The sequence below is a fragment of the Frankia sp. Mgl5 genome (genome assembly GCF_023242985.1).
GTDB classification, from domain to species: domain Bacteria; phylum Actinomycetota; class Actinomycetes; order Frankiales; family Frankiaceae; genus Parafrankia; species Parafrankia soli.
This window is the reverse complement of record NZ_JALKFY010000635.1, coordinates 30,421-50,728: the sequence shown is the minus strand read 5'-3', so window position 1 is coordinate 50,728 and position 20,308 is coordinate 30,421. Positions and strand designations below refer to the sequence as shown.

Sequence of the window (20,308 nt, the reverse complement as noted above, 5' to 3'; positions counted from 1 at the left end):
AGCTGCTCCATCCGGCCGACCTTCAGCCAGGTCCGCTTGAAGATCGCCTCGCGCTCGGCCTGGAAGAACTCCTCGGAGATCGAGTCCTCGTAGTCGACGGGCCCGGTGTCGAGGTTCGGGTACCCCGGTGTGTACTTGCCTCTGCCGGTCGCAAGTTTTTCCTGGATGGCCATCGGCTTCAACCCCTCTCGCAGGATGGTTTCGTTCCCACCGCCGGCGAGCTCACGCTGGGCCGGGGCTTCGACGTCTGGTGTCAGATCACTCTTGGTTTCAGATCACTCCGTCGGCGCGCAGTCGCGCGATGTCCTCCGGGGTGCGGTTCAGTAGTTCGGTGAGGACGTCGTCGGTGTGCGCGCCGAGTTCCGGCCCCAACCAGCGGATCTCACCCGGGGTTTCGGAGAGTGCCGGGATCACTCCAGGCACTGCCAGCGGGCCGATCCGGGATTCCTCGACGGCAATGGTCTCGCGGTGCTTGTACTGCGGATCGTCGAAGATGTCGGCGATGGAGTAGAGCTGGCCCGCCGGAACCTGGGCCTGCTTGCACCGGGCCAGCACCTCGTCGCACGGCAGCGACCCGACCCACCCGCCGACCAGCTCGTTGACCAGGTCCCGGGCGGCCAGGCGTTTCGCCTTCGGGCCCAGTTCGTCCTCGTCGGCCAGCTCGGGGCGTTCCATGGCCCGGGCCAGCCGGGCGAACATGTCGTCGTTCGAGCAGGCGATCGCGATCCAGCGGTCGTCCTTGGTCCGGTAGTGGCTGTGCGGGAGCACGTTGACGGTGTCCGCGCCCATCCGCTCGCGGACGAAGCCGAACTGCTGGTAGGCGGGCGCGATCTCGTCGAGCGCACGGAAGATCGTCTCGTACAGGGCCAGGTCGACGACCTGGCCCTTCCCGGTGCTCTCCCGGGCGCGCAGGGCCATCAGCACGCCGATGACGCCGTACAGCCCCGTCATGTAGTCGGCCAGCGAGGTCGAGCCCGGGGTGACGGGTGTCCCGCCCGGCTCGCCGGCCAGGTAGGCGAGCCCGGAGAAGGCGTGGGCGATCCGGGCGAAGCCGGGGAGGTCCCGGTTGGGCCCCGACTGGCCGTAGGCGGAGACCCGCAGCAGGATCGCGCGCGGGTTCAGCTCCTGGATCACCTCGGGGCCGAGGCCCCAGCGTTCGAGGACACCGGGCCGGAAGTTCTCGATCACGATGTCGGCGGTGGCGATGAGCTCCCGGAGGATCTCGAGGCCACGGGGATCGCCGAGGTTGAGGGTCACCGACCGCTTGTTGCGGCTCTCGCTGAGCCAGACCAGGGTGTCGCCACAGTCCGTGTCGGTGCCGAAGCGGCGAAGGTTGTCTCCGGTGCCAGGCCGTTCGACCTTGATGATGTCGGCCCCGAACTCGCCGAGCACTGTGGCGCAGAACGGCCCCGCGAGGTAGGTGCCCAGGTCAAGGACCCGGACTCCCTGGAGTGCGTGCATGCTGTCAGCCTCCGGTGGTCGGCGATTCGACGTCGAGGTCGATTCTTAATCCGACCAGGGCTGTGCGTCCCACGGTCTGTCCAGCGGCTCCATGCCGCCGCCGAACGGGAAGAACTCCCGCTGGGCGTAGGTCTCGCGGCCCAGGCCGTGGCCGAGCTCGTTCAGGAAGGCCCGCTTGAGGTCCTGGGTGAACAGGTCGCGGGTGTAGCGCAGCACGAGCGGTGGCTTGCGCACCAGCTCCCGCGCGAGCTCCCAGGCACGGTCGAGGAGCTGGTCCTTCGGAAGCACCTCGGCGACGGCGCCCCACGAGAGCGCCTCCTGGGCGCCGAGCTTCTTCCCGGTGAGCAGCAGGTAGCGGGCGCGGTTGTGGCCGACGAGGAACGGCCAGATGACGTGCTGTCCGTCGCCGGGGACCTGGCCGCGGGGGAAGTGCGACACGTCCTGGAAGTAGGCGTCCTCGGAGGCCAGCACGATGTCGCCCATCAGCGGGACCTCGGAGTGGATGTTGCAGGGGCCGTTGACCGCGCTGATCATGGGGACGCCGACGTCGAGGACGTTGTTGATCAGGTTGCGGTTGTACCAGGCCTTCTCGTCGAGCTTGCGTAGCCCGCGGTCGCCCGGCATCAGCCGGTACTCGGGCTTCTCCGGGGGCTCGCCGTTGGGGAGGGCGCCCCAGTTGGCGTTGTAGTTCTCGCCGGTGCCGGTGTGGATCAGCACCTTGATCTCGCGGTCGCCCGCGACGTCGGCGAACGCGTCGGCCATGTCGTCGTGGGACTTCCAGTCCCACACCAGGCTGCCGCCGTTGGTGTGGCACTGCATGAGCAGGATGCCGTCCTCGTCTAACTGGAACCGGTAGTTGGCGTACCGGTCCTCGTACTCCTTGAACCTCGTCCGCTTGACCATCCCCATGTCCCTTCGGCGCGGCCGGGAGAACGTCGATCTTCCCTCGCGGAAGTGACGTTACCACATATCCAAGGTCGTCCTATAGTAGGACGCGCATGTTATTCTCCGTCGATGTCAACCTTGCGGCCGTTCCGCTTCGCTGTCCAGGCCACGAAGGCCAAGTCCGGGTCCGAGTGGCGTGACCTCGCCCGCCGGGTCGAGGATCTCGGGTACTCGACGCTCTTCCTGGCTGATCACTACCTGGGGCACGGGCCGGCGCAGAAGGAAGCAAGGTGGCCACCGCAGTACCTGGCGCCCATCGCGGCGATGGCCACGGCCGCGGCGGTCACCGAGACGCTGCGGGTGGGCTGCCGGGTCTTCTGCGTCGACTACCACGTGCCCGCCGTGCTGGCGAAGGAGACGGCGACGATCGACCTGCTCTCCGACGGCCGCCTCGAATTAGGGATCGGCGCGGGCTGGAGCGAGCCCGAGTACCGGGCGATGGGTGTCCCCTACGAGACGCCGGGCCAGCGGATCAAGAAGCTGACCGAGGTGATCGCGCTGCTCAGGGCCCACTGGTCCGGGCAGGACCTCGATCAGCACGGGGAGTTCGTCAACGTCACCGGTTACGCCGGCCTGCCACGCCCGGTGCAGCAGCCGCACCCGCCGATCATGATCGGCGGCGGCCGTCGCCGGGTCCTCTCCCTCGCGGGGCGGGAGGCCGACATCGTGAGCATCTCCACCGTGCCGTTCGCGGCGGTGAACGAGGACGGCCTGACGCCCGCCGAGGAGGCGGCGCGCCGGTTGGGCTACGTCCGCGACGCGGCTGGTGAGCGCTTCGCCGGCATCGACATCGAGACCTCGCCGTTCTTCACCCGGATCACCAAGGACGCCGAGGAGGCCGACGCGGCCGTCGCCCGGGTCGCGGCGGCGATGCGGGTCGACCCGGTGAGCCTGCCGAACCATCCGAACATGCTGGTGGGCTCCCCGGACGAGGTCGCCGAGCGCCTCCAGGAACGCCGCGAGGCGTTCGGGATGAACTACATCACCGTCCAGCAGTCGGAGATCGAAAGCTTCGCTCCCGTCGCCGCGCGGCTGAGCGGGCGTTAGGCGATGGCCGCGGGCCGGCGGACGGGGTCGCGGTGGGACGGGTGACCCGTCACCGGCGCCGCGGCGACCCGTTCGCCGGCCCGCGACTCAACGGGCCACGTACCCGCCGTCCACCGGGATGGCGGTGCCGGTGACGAACGACGACTCGTCACTGGCGAGAAACAGCGCGGCCGCCGCCAGCTCCTGCGGCCGGCCCCAGCGCCGCATCGGCTGGGGCAGGTTGGCGACGGGGGGCTCGGAGTCGTCGGCCGCGTGCGCCAGACCCGTCCACGTCATGCCCGGGCAGATGGCGTTGACCCGAACGCCGGACTCGGCGAAGTCCAGCGCCGCGGACTTGGTCATCTGGACGACCCCGCCTTTTGCCGCCGAATATATGGCCTGGTCCTTCCAGCCGACGAGACCGGCGGCCGAGGCGGTGTTGATGACTGAACCGCCGTCGCCGCGCAGCATGGCGGCGATTCCGTACTTCATTCCGAGGAAAACGCCCTTGAGGTTGACCGCGATCAGCTTGTCGAAGGTCTCCTCGTCGAACTCGGTGATCGGTTTGCGTGGGCCGCCGCCGCCGGCGTTGTTGAACAGCACGTCGAGCCGCCCGAACTCCTGCACGGCGGTGTCAATCATATTCTGCACATCAGCCGATGATGTGACGTCGACATGTACCGGAACGGCGCCTTCACCGATGATGGTCGAGGTTTCCTTCTCCCGGCCGCTGAGGTCGGCGCAGACCACCCTCGCTCCCTCGCGCGCGAACAGCAGGGCGGCGGCCCGGCCTATGCCGGAACCCGCGCCGGTGACCACCGCGACCTTCCCCTCGAGGCGTCGCGCCGGAATGGAATCTGATAAACGCTCACCCATGGCCGTCAGTCTACACATCATGTCGCGGAGGTAAAGATGCCGCTCGAATAGCCGGGCGGCATGAGGGAAGAGGCCGGCGATGTCCGGTCAACCGCGCGGGGTAACTCCGGTAAAACCCCCGCGCGGTTTTCGGCATGCGCATTTCCGTGCGGACGGGGCAGCCGCCCCACCCACCGGTGAGGGCGGCGCCGACCGTGGGTGAGGGCGGCGCCGACCGTCGGTGAGGTAGCCCGCCGCCAGAGGCGGCTCAGCTGGGCGGGGCAGCTCAGTTCGCCGGGGCGGTTCCGCTGGCGAGGGCGGCCTTGTGCAGGACGTTCTCGGCGAGACGCATGTGGGCGGCGTCGACGAGCCGGCCGTCGCGGCCGATCGCGCCGACCCCCTCCGCCTCGGACTCGCGGTAGATCTTCATCGCCTCGTGCGCCTCGGCCACCTCCTGCTCGGTCGGCGCGAACACCTCGTTGGCGATGGGCACCTGAGCCGGGTGGATGGCCCACTTCCCGTCGAAGCCGAGCAGGCTCGCGTGGGTGGCCGACCGGCGGTACCCGTCGACGTCCTTGTAGGCGGGGTACGGCGCGTCGATCGCGTCGATGCCCGCCCCGCGCGCCGCCGACAGCACCTGGACGCGCGCGAAGTGCCAGAAGTCGCCCGGGTACTCCCCGACGGGGTCGAAGTTGCCGTCCACCCGGGCGCGCAGCGACGCCGAGAGGTCACCGGCGCCGAAGATTATCGCCTCCAGCCGGCTGCTGGACCGGGCGATCTCGGCGGCGTTGGACAGGCCCTCCGCCTCCTCGATCAGTACTTCCAGCCCGATCCGCCGGGTCAGTCCGAGCTTCGTCTCGAGCTGGGTCAGCAACACGTCGACCCACCAGACGTCACGCGCCGAGCGGGCCTTGGGAACGATGAGCACGTCGAGCGACGCGCCCGCCCCGGTGACGACCTCGATGATGTCGTCGTGGCACCAGGGCGTGTCCAGGCCGTTCACCCGGACGGCGCGGACGGTGTGTCCCCAGTCCAGGTCGGTGAGCGCGGCGACGGCGATGCCGCGGGCGGCCTCCTTGGCCGACGGCGCGCACGCGTCCTCCAGGTCGAGGAAGACGAGGTCCGCTCCGGAACCGGCGGCCTTCTCGCACATCCGCTCACTGCTGGCCGGGGTCGCCAGTTCCGAGCGGCGGGCGCGCGGCCGGGTGACGTTCGGTTCTTCCGCTTTGCCGGGCATAACTGCCTCCATGTCCGTGAATTCGATGTCAGCCGTGCGCTGTACACGGAATGCTGCCAATCGCCCCGCAGCCGCCGTCGGTGTCTTCCCGGCGACCTGCCCAGGGCCGGCCGGCCCTGGGCCGGCGGAACGGTCTGAGATATTCCTGGAAAGGCCTGGAGTCACCGCGTGAACTCCGTTCCGGTGGCGTCGGGCGTCTTTCTGGACTGTGTTGCCGAAGTCGACGTGGAAAGGTCGCTGTTCCGGCTGGCCGCCGGATTTCACGCCCGCCGCCGGCGGGCGGAGGTCTCCTATTCGGGTCGGGTGCCCGTGGGGCAGCGGTGGCAGCGCCTGGTGAAGGGTTCCGTGACGCGGGTGAAGTGCCGGGAAGCCGGCGTTCGCGCGTGCCGGCTCCCGCTCCGGGGTATTTGCGGCCGGTGTTCTTGGCGCTACGCTGAGTTCGATCTTCGGGTTGGTGTCGGGCGGGACCGGGGATGATGATCAGTCATGCTCGCGTGGCCGGGCGGGCACGGCTGAAATATGCGCCGAGTGGATCACATTCCCGCCCCTGGGGCGCACCGGATCCGGTTGTTCGATTTAGGCGCCAACGTTAGTGTTGTCGTATGACGACCGCAACTGTCGACGGCCGCGGGGCTCGGGCCCGCACCTGTGCCGTCGACCGCGGCGGCCCCGGCTCGTGAGTTCGATCGCCCGCGGGAGTCGCCGCGGGCCGCGCACGGTCGTCCCACCGCTCGCCGGCCGGCGGGGTGCGTCGGCTGCCCCGGCCACCCGGGTGCCGTGGTGCGCCGGGCGGCGCGGTGCTCCGTCGTGCGGGAATTCCGGCCCGCCGGCCCGGGGTTCGTCACCATGCCTGAATCTGTCAGACCACAGCTGATCGTCACATCGTCGCGGGCCGTGTCCGGAGGGACTCATGCAGGAACAAGATCGTCTGTTTATCGGGGGCGAATGGGTCGCGCCCAGCGGCACGCGCACGATCGAGGTGGTCTCGCCGCACAGCGAGCAGGTCATCGCTCGCGTCGCCGCGCCCGGCACCGAGGATGTGGACCGGGCGGTGGCCGCCGCCCGTACCGCGTTCGACGAGGGGCCGTGGCCGCGCCTCGACCCGGCCGAGCGGGTCGCGGTCATCCGGCGGCTGGGCGCGCTGCTCAAGCCGCGGCGCAAGGAGCTCTCCGAGCTGATCAGCGCCGAGATGGGCGCGCCGATCTCGTTCGCCAAGCTGTCGCATGTGACGCTGCCGCTGCTGATGATGGGCGCGTTCGCCGACATCGCGGAGAACCTGGCGTGGGAGGAGCCGCGCAAGGGCTTCTACGGGCAGGACGTTCTGCTGCGCAAGGAGCCGATCGGGGTCGTCGCCGCCATCGTCCCGTGGAACATGCCACTGTTCCTGACCATCGGGAAGCTGGTGCCGGCTCTGCTCGCCGGGTGCTCGGTCGTCCTGAAGCCGTCGCCGGAGACGCCTCTCGACGCCTACGCGCTGGCCGAGAGCCTCGCCGAGGCCGGGCTGCCGCAGGGCGTCGTCAGCGTGCTGCCCGGTGACCGGGAGATCGGCGAGTACCTCGTGGCGCACCCGGGTGTGGACAAGGTGTCCTTCACCGGGTCCACCGCGGCCGGTCGCCTGGTGGCCGCGTCCTGCGGGTCGAACCTCAAGCGGGTCAGCCTCGAGCTCGGCGGCAAGTCCGCCGCGGTCGTGCTCGACGACGCCGACCCCGCCGCCGTGGCCGCGGGCGTGGAGATCGCCGGCCTGATGAACAGCGGGCAGGCCTGTGTCGCCCAGACCAGGATCCTCGTCCCCCGCGCGCGCTACGGCGAGTTCGTCGACGCCCTTGCCGCGATGGTCGAGTCGCTGCCCGTCGGCGACCCGTCCGACCCGGCGACGAAGGTCGGCCCGCTGGTCGCCCGCCGGCAGCAGGAGCGGGTGCGCGGGTACATCGAGGAGGGCCAGAAGGAGGGCGCCCGCCTGGTCGTCGGCGGCAGCGACCTGCCGGCCGGGATCGACCAGGGCTGGTACGTCCGCCCGACCGTCTTCGCCGACGTCGAGAGCAACATGCGCATCGCGCAGGAGGAGATCTTCGGCCCGGTGCTGACCGTGCTGCCCTACTCCGACGACGCCGACGCCGTCCGCATCGCGGACGACACCGAGTACGGCCTCTCGGGCTCGGTGTGGACCTCGGACGTCGAACGGGGTCTCGCCGTCGCCCGCCGGGTCCGCAGCGGGACCTTCGGCGTCAACCAGGCGTACAGCATGGACCCGAACGCGCCGTTCGGTGGGGTCAAGGCCAGCGGGATCGGCCGTGAGCTGGGTCGCGAGGGCATCGAGGGCTACCTCGACGTGAAGTCGATCTCGGTGGCGCCGCCCGCCTGACCGGCGGCATCACCGCGGGGCTCACGGTTGCCTCGGGGCCATGGGCCCGGCCGCACCGCCGGCGGGGATCAGCGGGCCGGAGTTGGTGATCTGCAGCAGGACGTCGGCGTCGCCGGCGCCGACGTCCTCGGCGACACCGGTCTCGACCGTCACGTGACCACCGCGGTGGTTGTACCGGACGGCGTTGTCGACGAGGTTGGCGGTCATGCGCTCCAGCGGCGTCGGTTCGCCGTCGACCGGTGCGGGACGCAGCTCGGGCGCGGCGCGACTCTCCGCTGACCCTGCCTGCTCCGGCAGGGGAGCCCGTCCGGACTGGACCGGTCGATCCACCGCGGTACGGCTACGGCTTCCTGGACCGGCGGATCAACGGGACCCGGAAAACGGGTACGCCGTGGCCATACTCGCGAATCAGGATCAGGTCCTGCTGCCCGCGCCACAGCGGGCGGAGGAACTGCTGACCGGTCGCGACGAACCCGGTGCGGAACCGCCTCGGCGATCCGCGCTCAGACGAGCGCGCCGCGGGCCCGGGGCTGCGCCGACACGGGCTCGTGGCCGCGGGACGCCCAGACAGCGGCGGGACGCCCAGACAGCGGCCGTCACGGCAGGTCTGGACCGGGCTGTTCACGTGCGGGGGTCGCCTGGCCGGGGTGCTCATGGCCCGGCTGGGGCTCCGGCTCCGCGGTGGCGTCCACGGCCACCCAGCGGCGGGCGTGGGAGAGCGCGGCGCCGACGTCCTGCAGGCGGCGCAGGCCGGCGGTCACCTCGGCGGCGGACAGGCCCAGGTCGAGGGCGAGGACCCGTGCGCGCACCGGGTGGTCGGCCCGGGCCAGGGCCTCGCGGACCGCGATGACGGTGCGGTCGGCTCGGGTCACCTTGTCCCGGTGCCGGCGCTGGGGCTGGCGCGGGACATCGCCGGTTAACCGGCTCTTGGTCGGGGTGACGTTCGTGGGGGAGGTCACAGAATGCATTGCATCACCTTTCTCGATTTCGCTTAACTCCAACAATGCCTAGTTCTGTCGCCGTCGTCATGGTGAGGTTCGCCGCGTCACGCTAAGTGTTTGCATGAATACAACCTGCCGAAAGGTGTGTCCGTCGCAACACATGCGTTGCTGGTTCCCTCGCGTCGGATGTGTGACGCGCACGACTCCGGGCGGCTCACCCGGCAGTGGCCCGGAAGTGCCCGGGCCCGGTGGCCGGTGTGCCCGGCCGCGACGTCGCCGGCCGGATGTGGGCACCTGTGCCCGGGCTAGATTTCCCCAGTCTTTCCGAGTTGATTCCATCGACCATTCTAGCGGCCCTTTCTCGAGCGCCGGAACGTTGTGCCGGCGTCCTGATTACGACAGTTCCGCCGGAATCGAACGAGTCGGGTCAGGGTTGTCGCGACCGGCGTGGGGCAGGGTGCCGTGGCCAGGTGTGGGCCGGTGCGGCTCGGTGTGGCCTGGTGGGCCCAGGGCGGCCCGCCCGCGGTGGACCTTGTGCGGAGGGCGGTTCGCCTCTCCGACCCCGCGGCCTGTGTTGGCCTGTGTGTGCCCTCATGTTTTCCATACGTCGGGTCGTGTCGGTTTCGGAGTGGCTCGGACGGTGGGTGGATCAATGGTGGAACGACGCGAGATCGGCACCGCCGGCCGCGGTCCGCCATCGGGGGCCGGAGAGTCGTCCGACCACCCGGCGCAGGTCCTCGACCAGCAGATGGGCCAGATCCCGGCTGAACTCGGCCCGCACGACGATCCGCAGTACCGCCAGCTCGGTCAGATCAGGCGGGAATCGGTATGCGGGCACCAGCCAGCCACGGGCACGCAACGCCTCGGAGACCTCGAAGACGCTGAACTCGGCCGCATCCCTCGTCGTGAACGCGAAGGCCGGGATCCCCGAACCGTCCGAGATCAGCTCGAACGGGCCGAGCTTCGCGATTTCATCCGCCAGCCAACGCGCATTGTCACGGCACGTGCGGGCGGTATGCCGGTAACCGGCCCGGCCGAGTCGTAGCAGAGAGTAGTACTGCGCGACGACCTGTGCTCCCGGCCGGGAGAAGTTCAACGCGAAGGTCGGCATCGAGCCGCCGAGATAGTCCACGTCGAAGACGAGCTCGGCCGGAAGGTGCCGGGCGTCGCGCCAGAGCGCCCAGCCGACCCCGGGATAGACCAGCCCGTACTTGTGTCCGGAGGCGTTGATGGAGACCACGCGCTCGAGCCGGAAATCCCAGACCAGGTCGGGGTCGCAGAACGGGGCGATGAACCCGCCGGAAGCCCCGTCGACGTGCACCGGGACGTCCGGGCCGCCCGAGGCCGCCAGCTGGTCCAACGCGGCGACGATCTCGGCCACCGGCTCGTACGTCCCGTCGAACGTCGAGCCGAGGACGGCCACGACCCCGATCGTGTTCTCGTCGCAGCGGGCGACGGCCTCCGGGGCGGTGAGGTGGGTCCGCCCGGGCGCGAGTGGCATCAGCCGGGGCTCGACGTCCCAGTAACGGGCGAACTTCTCCCAGCACACCTGCACGTTGGCACCCATGACGATGTTCGGCCGCGCACCGGGGCCCCGCTGCCCGTCGGAGCGCCACCGGCGCAGCATCGCCAGCCCGGCGAGCATGCACGCCTCGGAGGACCCGGTCGTCGAGCAGCCGACGGCGTCGGTGGCGTCGGGGGCGTGCCACAGGTCGGCGAGCATGTTGACGCACCGCGCCTCGAGCTCGGCCGTCTGCGGGTACTCGTCCTTGTCGATCATGTTCTTCGCCGCGCACTCGGCCATCAGCCGGTCGGCGTGCTCGTCCATCCAGGTGGTCACGAACGTGGCCAGGTTCAGTCGGGCGTTGCCGTCCAGCATCAGCTCGTCGCGCACGATCTGGTAGGCGGTCTCGGCGGACAGTGAGGAGCGCGGCATGCGGTACCGGGGGACGGGCCCGTCCTCGTCCGGGATGACCAGGTGCGGCCGTACCTCCACGGCCTGGTCGCCGCGCCTGCCTCTCGCCCGGCCGTGTAGGGCCATGGACGTCCCTCCCTCGGCCGCGTCCGTCGTCGACCAGAGTCTGCGACGAGATCGGGAATCACGCCAGGTGACTTTCCGAGTGCGATGCGTAATCGAAGTTGGGTGCTGGAACACGACCGGTGCCGCGTGTCGGCAGAGGCCCCGCGCTCAGGCGCCGCCGACCCGCTGCGGCGGGCACCAGCGGATCTCGACGCAGAGCTGGCCGTCGCCGCTGTCGTCGATGACCTGCGTCCAGGCGGACGGCGCCGGGGTGACGGGCGGGCCCGCCTCGGCCACCGCCGGGTCGTCGGCGGTGACGAACGCCTCGCCGGTGTCGTCCGTGCCGGTCAGGGTGACCGTGACCGCGGTGGCTGCGGGGGTGACCGTGGCCAGCACCGCCGAGAGCGCGGCGACCACCTCGTCGCGGGCCGTCCCGGGAACGGCGTCGAAGGTGCCGGCGACCTGCATCCGTACCGCCACCCCACGTCGCTCGGCGGCGCGTAGCGCCGGCTCCAGGCCCTCGAGCAGGTCCGAGCCGGCGACGGGGCTGGTCATCGCGCGGCGCAGCTCCGCCGCGCTGGACGCGCAGCGCGCGCGCACCTCGTCGGCCGCGGGGTCGAGCCGGCCGTCGCCGATGGCGGCCAGCAGCGGCAGCGTGTCGGCACGGAGCCGGTCGAGCCGGGCCCGACGATCCTGGGTGATCTTGGCGGAGGCGACCAGGTCGGCGGCGAGCTCGGCGTCGGCGCGGGCGATCTCGGCGGCCGCCGCCGCCGTCCCGCGCCGCATGGGGCCGAGCGCGCCGACAACCGACTGGACGACTGCCTGCGTGTAGAACACCACGCTGAGGTAACCGACGATCCCGGGCCCGCCGCTGTACCCGGTGGCGACGATGCCGCCCGCGCACGCGGCGATCGCCGCCGAGGCGGGCAGCCACTGCCGGACGGGGCAGGCCGCGGTCAGGAAGGCGCACACCCCCAGCCCGCTGACCAGCACCCAGTTGAGCGGTACCCGCGAGCCCTCCTGGCCGAGGGCCCCGGCGGCGATCTGGGTGACGAGGAACAGCCCGGTCAGCCCGGCCACCGCCGGCCCGCGCAGCGGGCCGCGGCGGCTGGCCCGGCCCGCACATACCAGCGCCGCCCCGGACGCGGCCCAGGCCAGGGCGACGAGGCCCGGGTGCTGGTAGTAGGAGAGCCGCATCACGAGCACGATCCCGAGCGCGAGCTGCCAGACGACGGCGCCCCGCCCGGCGGCCCGGGCCGTGTCGCGGGCCAGCCGCTCCTCGAGCTCGGCGACCTCGACCGCCGGTGCGTCGGGCGAGCGACGGGACCACTGCAAGGTCACGATTGTCGGGCCCCCCGGCGTCGACCGCACGGTCGCGGACCCGCCGACGTCGCCCATCGCGTCGATGATCGACCGGCGCAGGCCCAGCTGGTCGGCGCGGTACCGGCCGGGGGTGAAGCCCACGCCGTGGTCGGTCACGGTGACCAGGACTCCGGTGGGGTCGGTGCGCGCCTCCACCCGTGCCCGGGGCAGTCCGGAATGGCGGCGCACGTTCGACAGCGCCTCGCTGACGGCCATGGCCACGGCGGCGGCGACCTCGGCCGGCGTGTCCGTGGAGCCGGTGAAGGAGAACTCCACGCCCAGCCCGGTGGCACGAGCCTGGTCCAGAGCCCGGCCGAGGGCGACCATCAGACCGTCCTCCCAGTCCCGCCCGCCGGTGAGGAGGTCCTCACAGATCGCCACGCTCTGCCGGCACCGGGCGTGGACGCTCTTCCCGCCCGCGTCACGGGCCCCCCAGGCGATACCGGTGAGCGTGTTCAGGACGGTGTCGTGCACGAGCCGGTCCGACTCGGCCACGTCCTGCCGCCGTGCCGTCACGATGCCGCGCCCGCGGCGCCGCGTGTGGGCCAGCGCGAGCCACTCGTCGCAGCGCCGGGCCCCGCGGCGCATCCGCCCGATGACCGCGGCGAACGCGAGGGGGACGGCGATGACCGCGCCGGCCGGTAGCGCCGCCTCCAGAGCGGACGGCGCGGCGATCTCGTGGACGACGGCCGTGTACAGGGTGACGAACGCCAGCACGGCCGGCAGCCAGACCGCCGGCGGGAAGCACCACACGATGGTCAGGCCCGTCCCGATGAGCCGCAGCAGCACCCAGTTGGGGCCGGTGGCGAGCTCGCCCGGCGGCACGGCCCAGGGCGCGCAGCCCGCCACGACCAGGCCCATCAGGAGTTCGCCGGCGGCGAGGTCCCGACCCAGGCCGCGGGTCAGGCAGAGCACGCCGAAGACCACGCCCCAGCAGGCGGCGACGGCCGGCAGGGCGAGCCGGGCCGGAGATCCGTACCATCCCGCGTCGGCGAGGAGCACCGCGATGCCGAACAGGACCGCGACCAGGCGCAGGAGCCCGAGGGTCCGCGACATTCTGACGCCGAGCCCGGCCTCGTTCGGGCCGACGTCCCCGCCCGCCGCGCCGCTCCGGTCGCGTCCCCCCTCGCTCCCGGTCCAGCGGGTCACGCGCTGGTCACCGGGCCGCCGGAACACGTGCCAGCACAATCGTCAGTACCCACGCCGCCCCCCGCGAGCGCTGCCCCCGGCCAGCCGACCGGACAGCAAGATCCATCGACTGGCTTCTCACGATAACGGACCCTGACACGTCGTCGGGTGCCGACGTCCGTACGGGCGCCCGGCACGGCCCGGCAGGCCTCAGCCGGGCCCGGCGAGCACCCGCAGGCCGAGGATCGCGACGTCGTCGTCCTGGCGCCGGCCGGTGAGCATCTGGTCGACGATCAGATCCACCAGGGCCTCGGGCCCGTCCTCGGGGGCGTGCTTCTCCGCGATGAGCCGCAGCCGCTCGAGGCCGTCGTCCAGGTCGAGATCCCGGGACTCGACCAGCCCGTCGGTGTAGAGGACCAGGTGGGAGCCGGCCGGCAGGAGGATGCGCAGCTCCGGGCGCGGCGAGGACCCCGCGCCGCCCGCCCCGATCAGCACTCCGGCTTCCGCGCTCGACAGCCCGGCGGCCGGCAGGCCGGCAGGTGCCGGACCGGCGGGCGGGGTGCCGGCGGGCGGGGTGCCGGCGGGCGGGTTGGTGGGCGGCGCGCCGGTGGAACCCAGCAGGCGGGCCCGCCCGTCCGGAGTGAGCAGGAGCGGCGGCAGGTGGCCGGCGTTCGCCCACCGCATGAAGGCGGGAGCGGCGGCCCCCTGCGCGAAGCCGGCGTCGTTGACCTGGATCCAGGCGTACAGGCAGGTCGCGAGCTGCGCCATCTCCAGGCCCTGCACCAGCCGGTCCAGCCGGTCGAGCACGATCGCCGGCCGGTGGCCCTCCCACGCGTACGACCGCAGCACGCTGCTGAGCTGGCCCATCGCCGCCGCGGCCGCGATGTCGTGGCCCATCACGTCGCCGATCGCGACCCCGGCCGCCCCGTCGGGCAGCGCGAGCACGTCGAACCAGTCGCCGCCCACGGTCGCCGTCGCCGCGGTGGGCAGGTAGCGGGCCGCGAACGCGAGGCCGGGCAGCTCGGGGATCGTCGGCAGCAGGGAGCGCTGCAGCGACTCCGACACCGTGTGCTCGGCGCGGTACAGCCGGGCGTTGTCGATCGCGGTGCCCGCCCGCCGGCCGAGATCCTCGGCGAGGCGCAGGTCGTCCGCGGTGTAGGAGCCCGACGAGCGGGCCATCACCAGCGCGCCGAGCACCCGGCCACGGGCGAGCAGCGGGGTGGCGACGGCCGTCGTCAGGCCCAGTTCCTCCAGCAGGCCCACCAGCTCGTCGGCGCGGCCTTCGGGGCGCAGGGTCGCCCGCAGGCCCTCGGGGTCGATGCGTTCCCGCAGCACGGGACGTCCGGTGCGCAGCACCTGGACCACGGTGCTCGCCGCGGTCGGCAGCTCGGCCTGCAGCAGCTGGCTGCGCTCGGCGATCGCGCGCAGCCGGGGGTCGCGGTGGTGCGTGATGACCCGGCGCGGCCCCATGGCCTCGGAATCCGTTCCCGTCAGCGCGGACCGGGGTGGGAGGACGTGCACGGAGCACCAGTCCGCGGCGGTGGGCACCACGGCCTTGGTGAGCCGGTCGAGCGCCTCACCCACGTCGAGGGTGCCCGAGAGCAGCTCGCTGACGTCGGCGAGCAGCTGCAGCTGGGCGGTGGCGCGCTCGGCGTCGCCGCGGGCGGCCCGCTCACGCTCGAACAGCCTGTCCCGCTCGAGCTGGGCGTCGACCCGTTCGGTGACATCGGTCTGCACACCCACGAAGTGGGTGATCTCCCCCAGCGGGTCGAACACGGGGCTGATGGCGAGCTCGTTCCAGAACGGCGTGCCGTCCCGCCGGTAGTTGCGCAGCACGACTACCACGTGCCTGCCCGCGGCCAGGCCGGCGCGCAGCTCCGCCAGCGCCGGCTGGTCGTCGTCGCCGTTCTGCAGGAACCGGCAGTTGCGCCCGACCACCTCGGCCAGGCGGTAGCCGGTCACCCGCTCGAACGCCGGGTTCGCCCAGATCAGCGGGTTGTCGGGTTGCCGCGGGTCGGTGATCGTGAAGCACGCCCCGGTGGCCTGCAGCGCACGGTCGCGGATCTGCAGATCCAGCCACTCCGGCACGGGGTCGACTGCCGACGCAGGAAGGTCGGCACAGCCGGTAGCCGGCTGCGGATGGCCGTTACCGGCTCCGTCAGGCGATCCCGCGTCGACAGCGTGCATCCCCTGGGCCCTGTCCAGGTCCGGCCCGACAGAACATGTTGATCGCGATAAGTGATCTAAGTCACATATGGCGACTGGGTGGGCGGGTCATGAACGGCAAGATCGGTGTTCGTGGGTGTAGCGGAGGCAAAGCCGGAAAGGACCCCCGTGCCCCACATCTTCCCCGGAGGTAGTCATGGGACTGCGTTACACGCGCCGGCCGCGCTACGGCCCCTTCCACGTGAACGTCAGCGAGAACGGGGTCTCCTCGGTGACCCTGAAGCTCGGCCGCGTCTCCTGGCGGGTGTGGTCGAAGAACCGCCGCGGCGGGCTCTCCAGCGTCGACCTTCCCGGTCCGTTCTCCTACCGCCGGGACGGCCGCCGCCGAGCCTCCGCCGGCCGCTGACCCGCCTCGCGCGCCCGCCTCGCGCGTCCCACGATGCGCGCGTCGTCTATTCCGACATCGTGGCCGCGCTCGCGTTCGCGGGAGTGGCCGGGAGCGCCCCGGCGGACAACGGCGCCTGGGCCGTGGCGGCCAGCGCCGCGCCCGTCGGGCGCCGCTCGACGAGCAGCAGGGCCAGATCGTCGTGCAGGTTCCCACCCACGTGCCTGGTGAGGGCGCTGGTGAGCCGGTCGAGCGCGGCATCGGGCGGGACGTCGCGCAGCAGATCGACGTGCCGCTCCAGCGGGAAGAAGGCCCGCTCGCCGTCCCGGGCCTCGATCAGCCCGTCGGTGAACAGCAGCAGGCGGTCGCCGACCGCCCAGTCCGCCGTCGCGGTCGCGAAGCGGTCGCCGAGGCCCAGCGGCGGTGAGGACGGGCAGGTCAGCGTGGTGGTGGCGGTCGCCCCAACCAGCAGCGGCGGATGGTGGCCCGCCGAGCACAGACTGAGCCGGCCGTCGGGGTAGATGTCGACCAGCAGCGCCGTCACGAAGTCCTCCGGCTCGGCCTCGCGGCCGACCGAGCGGGCGCAGGCGGCCGCGACCTGCCCCTGGTCCAGCCAGGTCACCGCCGCCTCGCGGAAGGCGCCCAGGACCACCGTCGCCAGCCGCACCGCGGGCAGCCCCTTGCCGCGCACGTCACCGATGATCATGCGGATCGTGTGCGGCGTCGCGACCACCTCGTAGAGATCGCCGCCGACCGAGGCCTCCTTGGCGGCGGAGAGGTAGCGGGCCGCGAACCCGGCCCCGTGCAGCGCGATGGGCACCTCGGGCAGCAGAGCCCGCTGGGCGACCTCCGCCACCGCCCGGACCTGCTGGAGCTCCGAGCTGCGCCGGTTACGGCTCACCGACACGTAGACGGCCACCGCGACCTGGGCCGCGACCAGGATGCAGGCCGCGATGTGCTGACCGTTGCCGAACCGGTGGTCCCACCACCCCGAGGCGACGGCCATCACCTCGGCGGCGAGCCCGACACCCAGCGTCGCCGCCGGAGGACAGGTCACCGCGGTCACCAGGGCACCGAGCCCGAAGTAGCCCGCGGTCGACAGGTCGGTGACGGCGCCTACCGCGACCGCGGCACCGAGAACCAGCAGACCAGCCCCCAACTGACCCACGAAGTCCCCGATCCGGGGCACCACGTTGCTGAGCATGCGCCATTGTCCAGGGCGCAGGGGCCCGTTCGCGGGCGACCTCCAATTTTGTACCCCCGATGGCACCTCCGGAGGTCACCTCGAGTGAGCTACAAGGTGCTTCGCGTGCCGGTGTCCCGCTGTGTGTATCCGGCGGTGACGATCCGGATCGGCCGCCAGCCTCCGGGTCAGGCGGGCGTCGAAGCCTCCAGGCGGCCCGGCCGGCGCGTGTACCAGCGCTCGACGTCCTCCAGCTCGGCGGCCAGGGAGATCAACGGCCCCTCGCCGCCCGCCGGGCCCATGAGCTGGGCGCCGACCGGCAGCCCGGCAGGCGTCAGCCCGGCCGGGACGTTGACCGCCGGCCAGCCGAGGACGTTCCACGGCCAGGTGTACGGGCAGGCCGCGACGATCGCCTGATCGGTCTCCCAGTTCGTCTCCCGGTTCAGTTCGCCGACCCGCGGCGGCGGCACCGCGGTGGTCGGCGCGAGCAGGACGTCCACCGTGCGGAAGACCCGGCCGATCCACGCCCGGGCCGGTGCCTCGGCGGCCCGGGCCAGCCCGAGCACCGGCCGCAGCGCCCGCCCGTTGCGCGCGTTCGCCACCGTCCGCGGATCGAGCAGCTCGGGGTTGGGCACCCGGTGCGACCAGTCCCGGATGCCGTCCATCGAGCGGGGCAGGAACAGCAGGCCGAGCAGGCCGTACGGCGGCTCGACCGGCACCACGTCATGCCCGAGCCGGGCCAGCACCTCGGCGAGGCGCTCCACGGCCGCGCGGACGGCCGGATCCAGCGTGGCCGCCATCCCGCTGTAGGGGACGCGCAGCGACAGGCCGATGCGCAGCCGGGGCGGCGGGTGCTCGGCCGAGCGCAGGAAGGTCTCCGCCGGCACCGGCGGGCGGTCCCGGTCCACCGGCAGGCTTCCGCTGAGCAGGTCCAGCAGGAGGGCGCCGTCCGCGACGGTCCTGGTGAGCGGGCCGAAGGTGGTCAGCCCGTTGAACTGCTCGGTTACCGGCGCGCTGGAGATGCGCCCGCGCTGCGGCTTGATCCCGACGAGATGGGTCCAGGCCGCGGGGATGCGGACCGAGCCGGCGCCGTCCGACCCGATCGCGGCGGGGACCAGCCCGGCCGCGACGGCCGACGCCGCGCCGCCGGACGACCCGCCGGGGGAGTAGTCGAGGTTCCACGGGTTGCGGGTCGCGCCGAACGCCGCCCCCTCGGTGAACGGCCACTGCCCGAACTCGGGCGTGTTCGTCTTGCCGACGATGATCGCGCCGGTGGCCCGCAGCCGCCGGACCATCTCGCAGTCCTCGGTGGCCGGCGGGAAGTCGCCGGCCGCACCGAAGGCGGTGGGGAGGCCGGCCATGTCGGTGTCGTCCTTGATGGCCACCGGGACACCCAGCAGGGGCAGCCGCTCCCCGGCGTCGAGCCGCTGGTCAGCATCCTCGGCCTCCGCCAGCGCCTCCTCGGCCCGTAGCACCCGGAAGGTGTTCAGGGTCGTGGACGTCGCCTCGATGCGTTCCAGGCAGGCGGCGACGAGCTCCCGGGAGCTCATCGACCCGGCCGCGAGTCGCCCGGCGAGCTCACGCAGGCCGTACAGGCCGTCGAGCCGGCCGTCGTCCGCACCCACACCCGCGGTATCCGACATCAGCCACCTCCTGGACGCGACGCGCGCGGCGGAAGCCGTGGGGGAACGGTAGCCGACCTCGCGCCGCGGCCCCCGCCCTTTGTCCAGCACGAGACGTACATGGCATATGCCGGCCGGCACCCCGCTCGCCTCCTCCGGTGTGTACTGGGCTACATCGGCCGGTGGACGTCCGGCCCGTGGGCGGGGGCCTCGGGGGCCTCCCATCGGGGCGGAGCCGGTGGCGCGCAGGACATCCGGCGTCGGCGACCATCGCGGACAACGGTGTGTGGTGACGGCGATGCGTGGACACATCGCGTTATCTACGGCGGATCCATGGGTAGTTCGTCGGCAGGACGCGTGCGGGCAACCCAGAAGTCGCCATCCGTTCAGGCACGCGAGAGTCCCCGATTCTGCCGAGGAGAACCAGAAGATGAACGAGGGCATGAATCCCCCGCGTACCGATCTGACAGGCCCCCGACCGCCGGTCGTGGCCGCGCCCGAACCGGCCGCCGTGCCGGCCGTCGTTCCTGGTGCCACGAACACCGTCCCGGGTGCCACGAACATCGCCCCGGGCGCCGCGCACACCATGCCTGGTGCCGCGAATACCGTGCCCGCAGCCGGAGCCGCGGTCACCGAGGACGCCGCGGTCATTGAGGACGCCGCGGTCACCGAGGACGCGGAGGGCGCCGACATCCGCCGCAAGTTCAACGAGATGACCGCCGGGCTCGCGCCGCATGTGGCCTCCGCCACCGAGAAGACGCGCGACGCGGCCGAGAAGGCGGTGGGCGCGGTCCGGGAGAAGGTCGGCCACAACCCCACGCTCGCCTCCGCGGCGGAGAAGACGGTCGAGGCGAAGGACCGGGCGGTCGGCACCGTAAGGGAGCAGATGGAGCAGCACCCGCAGGTCGCGGCCGCCGCGGAGCGTACGGCGGCCTCCAGCGGGAAGGCGGCACGGACGGCCGGCCAGCAGGCCCGCCGGCATCCCGGTGCCACCGGGGGCGCGGTCTTCGGCGGCGCCGTGCTGCTCCTGCTCCGGCGGTCGGTGCGCCGCCGCCGGGCCACGAAGGCGGCGAAGTCCGGCAGCTGAGGCGGCTTCGTGCCGAGCCGGTCCGGCGGCGTGGGCGCTGAAAGCACCCGCAAAGCGGTGGAGCCGGTTCTCGCCGGACAAAGTGTTTGCGAGTTCCGGCGCGGGGCAAAAGGCTGCCAACAACCTCGGTAAAGGAGAAACCACTGATGCTGACTTTCCTCGTCGTCATGGTCCTGCTCGGTCTGATCGCCGGCGCGGTCGCGCGTCTGGTTCTCCCTGGCCCGGACCCGATCGGAATTCTCGGCACGATCGCCGTAGGCATCGTCGGGTCTTTCGTCGGGGGTTTCCTCGGCTACGTCCTGTTCAACAAGGACATCGGTGAGGGCGCGCTCCAGCCGTCCGGCATCATCGGTTCCATCATCGGCGCGATCATCGTGCTGGCGCTGTGGAGGGCCTTCAACGGCCGTGGCCTCTCCCGCACCTCGCACAGCCGTCGGTACGCCCGCCGGTAAGTAACGGCGAGCCGGCGACTGACAGCGGTTAGGCGCCTGACGACGGAAAAGGGCCGCTGCCCCGAGATCTCGGGGC

Annotated in this window: 16 protein-coding genes and 1 pseudogene; 5 read left to right on the top strand and 12 right to left on the bottom strand. The window is 72.1% G+C overall.

The genetic code is table 11. The annotated features are described in order from the left end of the window. The 3 genes and pseudogenes from MXD62_RS18820 to MXD62_RS18810 form a co-directional block, all read right to left on the bottom strand. Positions 1-173, bottom strand: a pseudogene (locus MXD62_RS18820) (aromatic ring-hydroxylating dioxygenase subunit alpha); the annotation flags it as partial. A 97-nt stretch (positions 174-270) separates the two neighbouring features. After that, on the bottom strand, positions 271-1,461 hold the full coding sequence (locus MXD62_RS18815; RefSeq protein WP_248830826.1) for a CaiB/BaiF CoA-transferase family protein: 1,191 nt from the start codon (positions 1,459-1,461) through the stop codon (positions 271-273). Positions 1,462-1,506: 45 nt separating this feature from the next. After that, positions 1,507-2,364: an enoyl-CoA hydratase/isomerase family protein gene (locus tag MXD62_RS18810; RefSeq protein WP_248830825.1), complete on the bottom strand. Its 858-nt coding sequence runs from the start codon at positions 2,362-2,364 to the stop codon at positions 1,507-1,509. Between the two features lie 111 nt (positions 2,365-2,475). On the opposite strand from MXD62_RS18810, the gene MXD62_RS18805 reads away from it, so the two are divergent. Next, positions 2,476-3,453, top strand: coding sequence for a TIGR03621 family F420-dependent LLM class oxidoreductase (locus tag MXD62_RS18805; RefSeq protein WP_248830824.1), 978 nt, complete (start codon positions 2,476-2,478; stop codon positions 3,451-3,453). An 87-nt stretch (positions 3,454-3,540) separates the two neighbouring features. On the opposite strand, the gene MXD62_RS18800 is transcribed toward MXD62_RS18805, so the two are convergent. Further along, positions 3,541-4,308 carry an SDR family NAD(P)-dependent oxidoreductase gene (locus tag MXD62_RS18800; protein WP_049795834.1) on the bottom strand — a complete coding sequence of 256 codons (768 nt, stop codon included), beginning with the start codon at positions 4,306-4,308 and terminating at the stop codon, positions 3,541-3,543. 265 nt (positions 4,309-4,573) lie between these two features. After that, on the bottom strand, positions 4,574-5,524 hold the full coding sequence (locus MXD62_RS18795) for a CoA ester lyase (RefSeq protein ID WP_248830823.1): 951 nt from the start codon (positions 5,522-5,524) through the stop codon (positions 4,574-4,576). Positions 5,525-6,434: 910 nt separating this feature from the next. On the opposite strand from MXD62_RS18795, the gene MXD62_RS18790 reads away from it, so the two are divergent. Then, positions 6,435-7,886: an aldehyde dehydrogenase gene (locus tag MXD62_RS18790; RefSeq protein WP_248830822.1), complete on the top strand. Its 1,452-nt coding sequence runs from the start codon at positions 6,435-6,437 to the stop codon at positions 7,884-7,886. Positions 7,887-7,907: 21 nt separating this feature from the next. Here the strand turns inward: MXD62_RS18790 and MXD62_RS18785 are convergent, their stop codons facing one another. From MXD62_RS18785 to MXD62_RS18765, 5 genes are all read right to left on the bottom strand, one after another. Then, positions 7,908-8,216: an ATP-binding protein gene (locus tag MXD62_RS18785; protein ID WP_248830821.1), complete on the bottom strand. Its 309-nt coding sequence runs from the start codon at positions 8,214-8,216 to the stop codon at positions 7,908-7,910. Positions 8,217-8,482: 266 nt separating this feature from the next. Continuing rightward, positions 8,483-8,854, bottom strand: coding sequence for a hypothetical protein (locus MXD62_RS18780; RefSeq protein WP_248830820.1), 372 nt, complete (start codon positions 8,852-8,854; stop codon positions 8,483-8,485). Positions 8,855-9,476: 622 nt separating this feature from the next. After that, positions 9,477-10,868, bottom strand: a complete 1,392-nt coding sequence (locus MXD62_RS18775; protein ID WP_248830819.1) for a glutamate decarboxylase — start codon at positions 10,866-10,868, stop codon at positions 9,477-9,479. Positions 10,869-11,015: 147 nt separating this feature from the next. After that, entirely contained in the window at positions 11,016-13,358 is a 2,343-nt protein-coding gene (locus MXD62_RS18770; RefSeq protein ID WP_248830818.1) for an ATP-binding protein, read from the bottom strand. A gap of 189 nt (positions 13,359-13,547) precedes the next feature. After that, complete coding sequence (locus tag MXD62_RS18765; RefSeq protein ID WP_248830817.1) at positions 13,548-15,425, bottom strand: SpoIIE family protein phosphatase; 1,878 nt, start codon at positions 15,423-15,425, stop codon at positions 13,548-13,550. 274 nt (positions 15,426-15,699) lie between these two features. Between MXD62_RS18765 and MXD62_RS18760 the strand changes: the two genes are divergently transcribed. Further along, positions 15,700-15,909, top strand: a complete 210-nt coding sequence (locus MXD62_RS18760; RefSeq protein ID WP_020464302.1) for a DUF4236 domain-containing protein — start codon at positions 15,700-15,702, stop codon at positions 15,907-15,909. A gap of 46 nt (positions 15,910-15,955) precedes the next feature. Here MXD62_RS18760 and MXD62_RS18755 read toward each other — a convergent pair whose 3' ends face one another. Both MXD62_RS18755 and MXD62_RS18750 read right to left on the bottom strand, forming a co-directional pair. Further along, on the bottom strand, positions 15,956-17,092 hold the full coding sequence (locus tag MXD62_RS18755) for a PP2C family protein-serine/threonine phosphatase (protein WP_248830816.1): 1,137 nt from the start codon (positions 17,090-17,092) through the stop codon (positions 15,956-15,958). A 167-nt stretch (positions 17,093-17,259) separates the two neighbouring features. Next, positions 17,260-18,714, bottom strand: a complete 1,455-nt coding sequence (locus MXD62_RS18750; RefSeq protein ID WP_248830815.1) for an amidase — start codon at positions 18,712-18,714, stop codon at positions 17,260-17,262. A gap of 409 nt (positions 18,715-19,123) precedes the next feature. On the opposite strand from MXD62_RS18750, the gene MXD62_RS18745 reads away from it, so the two are divergent. Further along, complete coding sequence (locus MXD62_RS18745; RefSeq protein WP_248830814.1) at positions 19,124-19,780, top strand: hypothetical protein; 657 nt, start codon at positions 19,124-19,126, stop codon at positions 19,778-19,780. Between the two features lie 146 nt (positions 19,781-19,926). After that, a complete protein-coding gene (locus MXD62_RS18740) occupies positions 19,927-20,232 on the top strand; it encodes a GlsB/YeaQ/YmgE family stress response membrane protein (RefSeq protein ID WP_020464298.1) in 306 nt (101 codons plus the stop codon). Positions 20,233-20,308 lie beyond the last annotated feature (76 nt).

Coding starts and splice junctions, on each gene's coding strand:
- MXD62_RS18800 (WP_049795834.1), bottom strand. CDS start 4,308: ATGGGTGAGCGTTTATCAGATTCCATTCCGGCGCGACGCCTCGAGGGG.
- MXD62_RS18745 (WP_248830814.1), top strand. CDS start 19,124: ATGAACGAGGGCATGAATCCCCCGCGTACCGATCTGACAGGCCCCCGA.
- MXD62_RS18760 (WP_020464302.1), top strand. CDS start 15,700: ATGGGACTGCGTTACACGCGCCGGCCGCGCTACGGCCCCTTCCACGTG.
- MXD62_RS18755 (WP_248830816.1), bottom strand. CDS start 17,092: ATGCTCAGCAACGTGGTGCCCCGGATCGGGGACTTCGTGGGTCAGTTG.
- MXD62_RS18805 (WP_248830824.1), top strand. CDS start 2,476: ATGTCAACCTTGCGGCCGTTCCGCTTCGCTGTCCAGGCCACGAAGGCC.
- MXD62_RS18795 (WP_248830823.1), bottom strand. CDS start 5,524: ATGCCCGGCAAAGCGGAAGAACCGAACGTCACCCGGCCGCGCGCCCGC.
- MXD62_RS18740 (WP_020464298.1), top strand. CDS start 19,927: ATGCTGACTTTCCTCGTCGTCATGGTCCTGCTCGGTCTGATCGCCGGC.
- MXD62_RS18815 (WP_248830826.1), bottom strand. CDS start 1,461: ATGCACGCACTCCAGGGAGTCCGGGTCCTTGACCTGGGCACCTACCTC.
- MXD62_RS18780 (WP_248830820.1), bottom strand. CDS start 8,854: ATGCATTCTGTGACCTCCCCCACGAACGTCACCCCGACCAAGAGCCGG.
- MXD62_RS18775 (WP_248830819.1), bottom strand. CDS start 10,868: ATGGCCCTACACGGCCGGGCGAGAGGCAGGCGCGGCGACCAGGCCGTG.
- MXD62_RS18750 (WP_248830815.1), bottom strand. CDS start 18,714: ATGTCGGATACCGCGGGTGTGGGTGCGGACGACGGCCGGCTCGACGGC.
- MXD62_RS18810 (WP_248830825.1), bottom strand. CDS start 2,364: ATGGTCAAGCGGACGAGGTTCAAGGAGTACGAGGACCGGTACGCCAAC.
- MXD62_RS18790 (WP_248830822.1), top strand. CDS start 6,435: ATGCAGGAACAAGATCGTCTGTTTATCGGGGGCGAATGGGTCGCGCCC.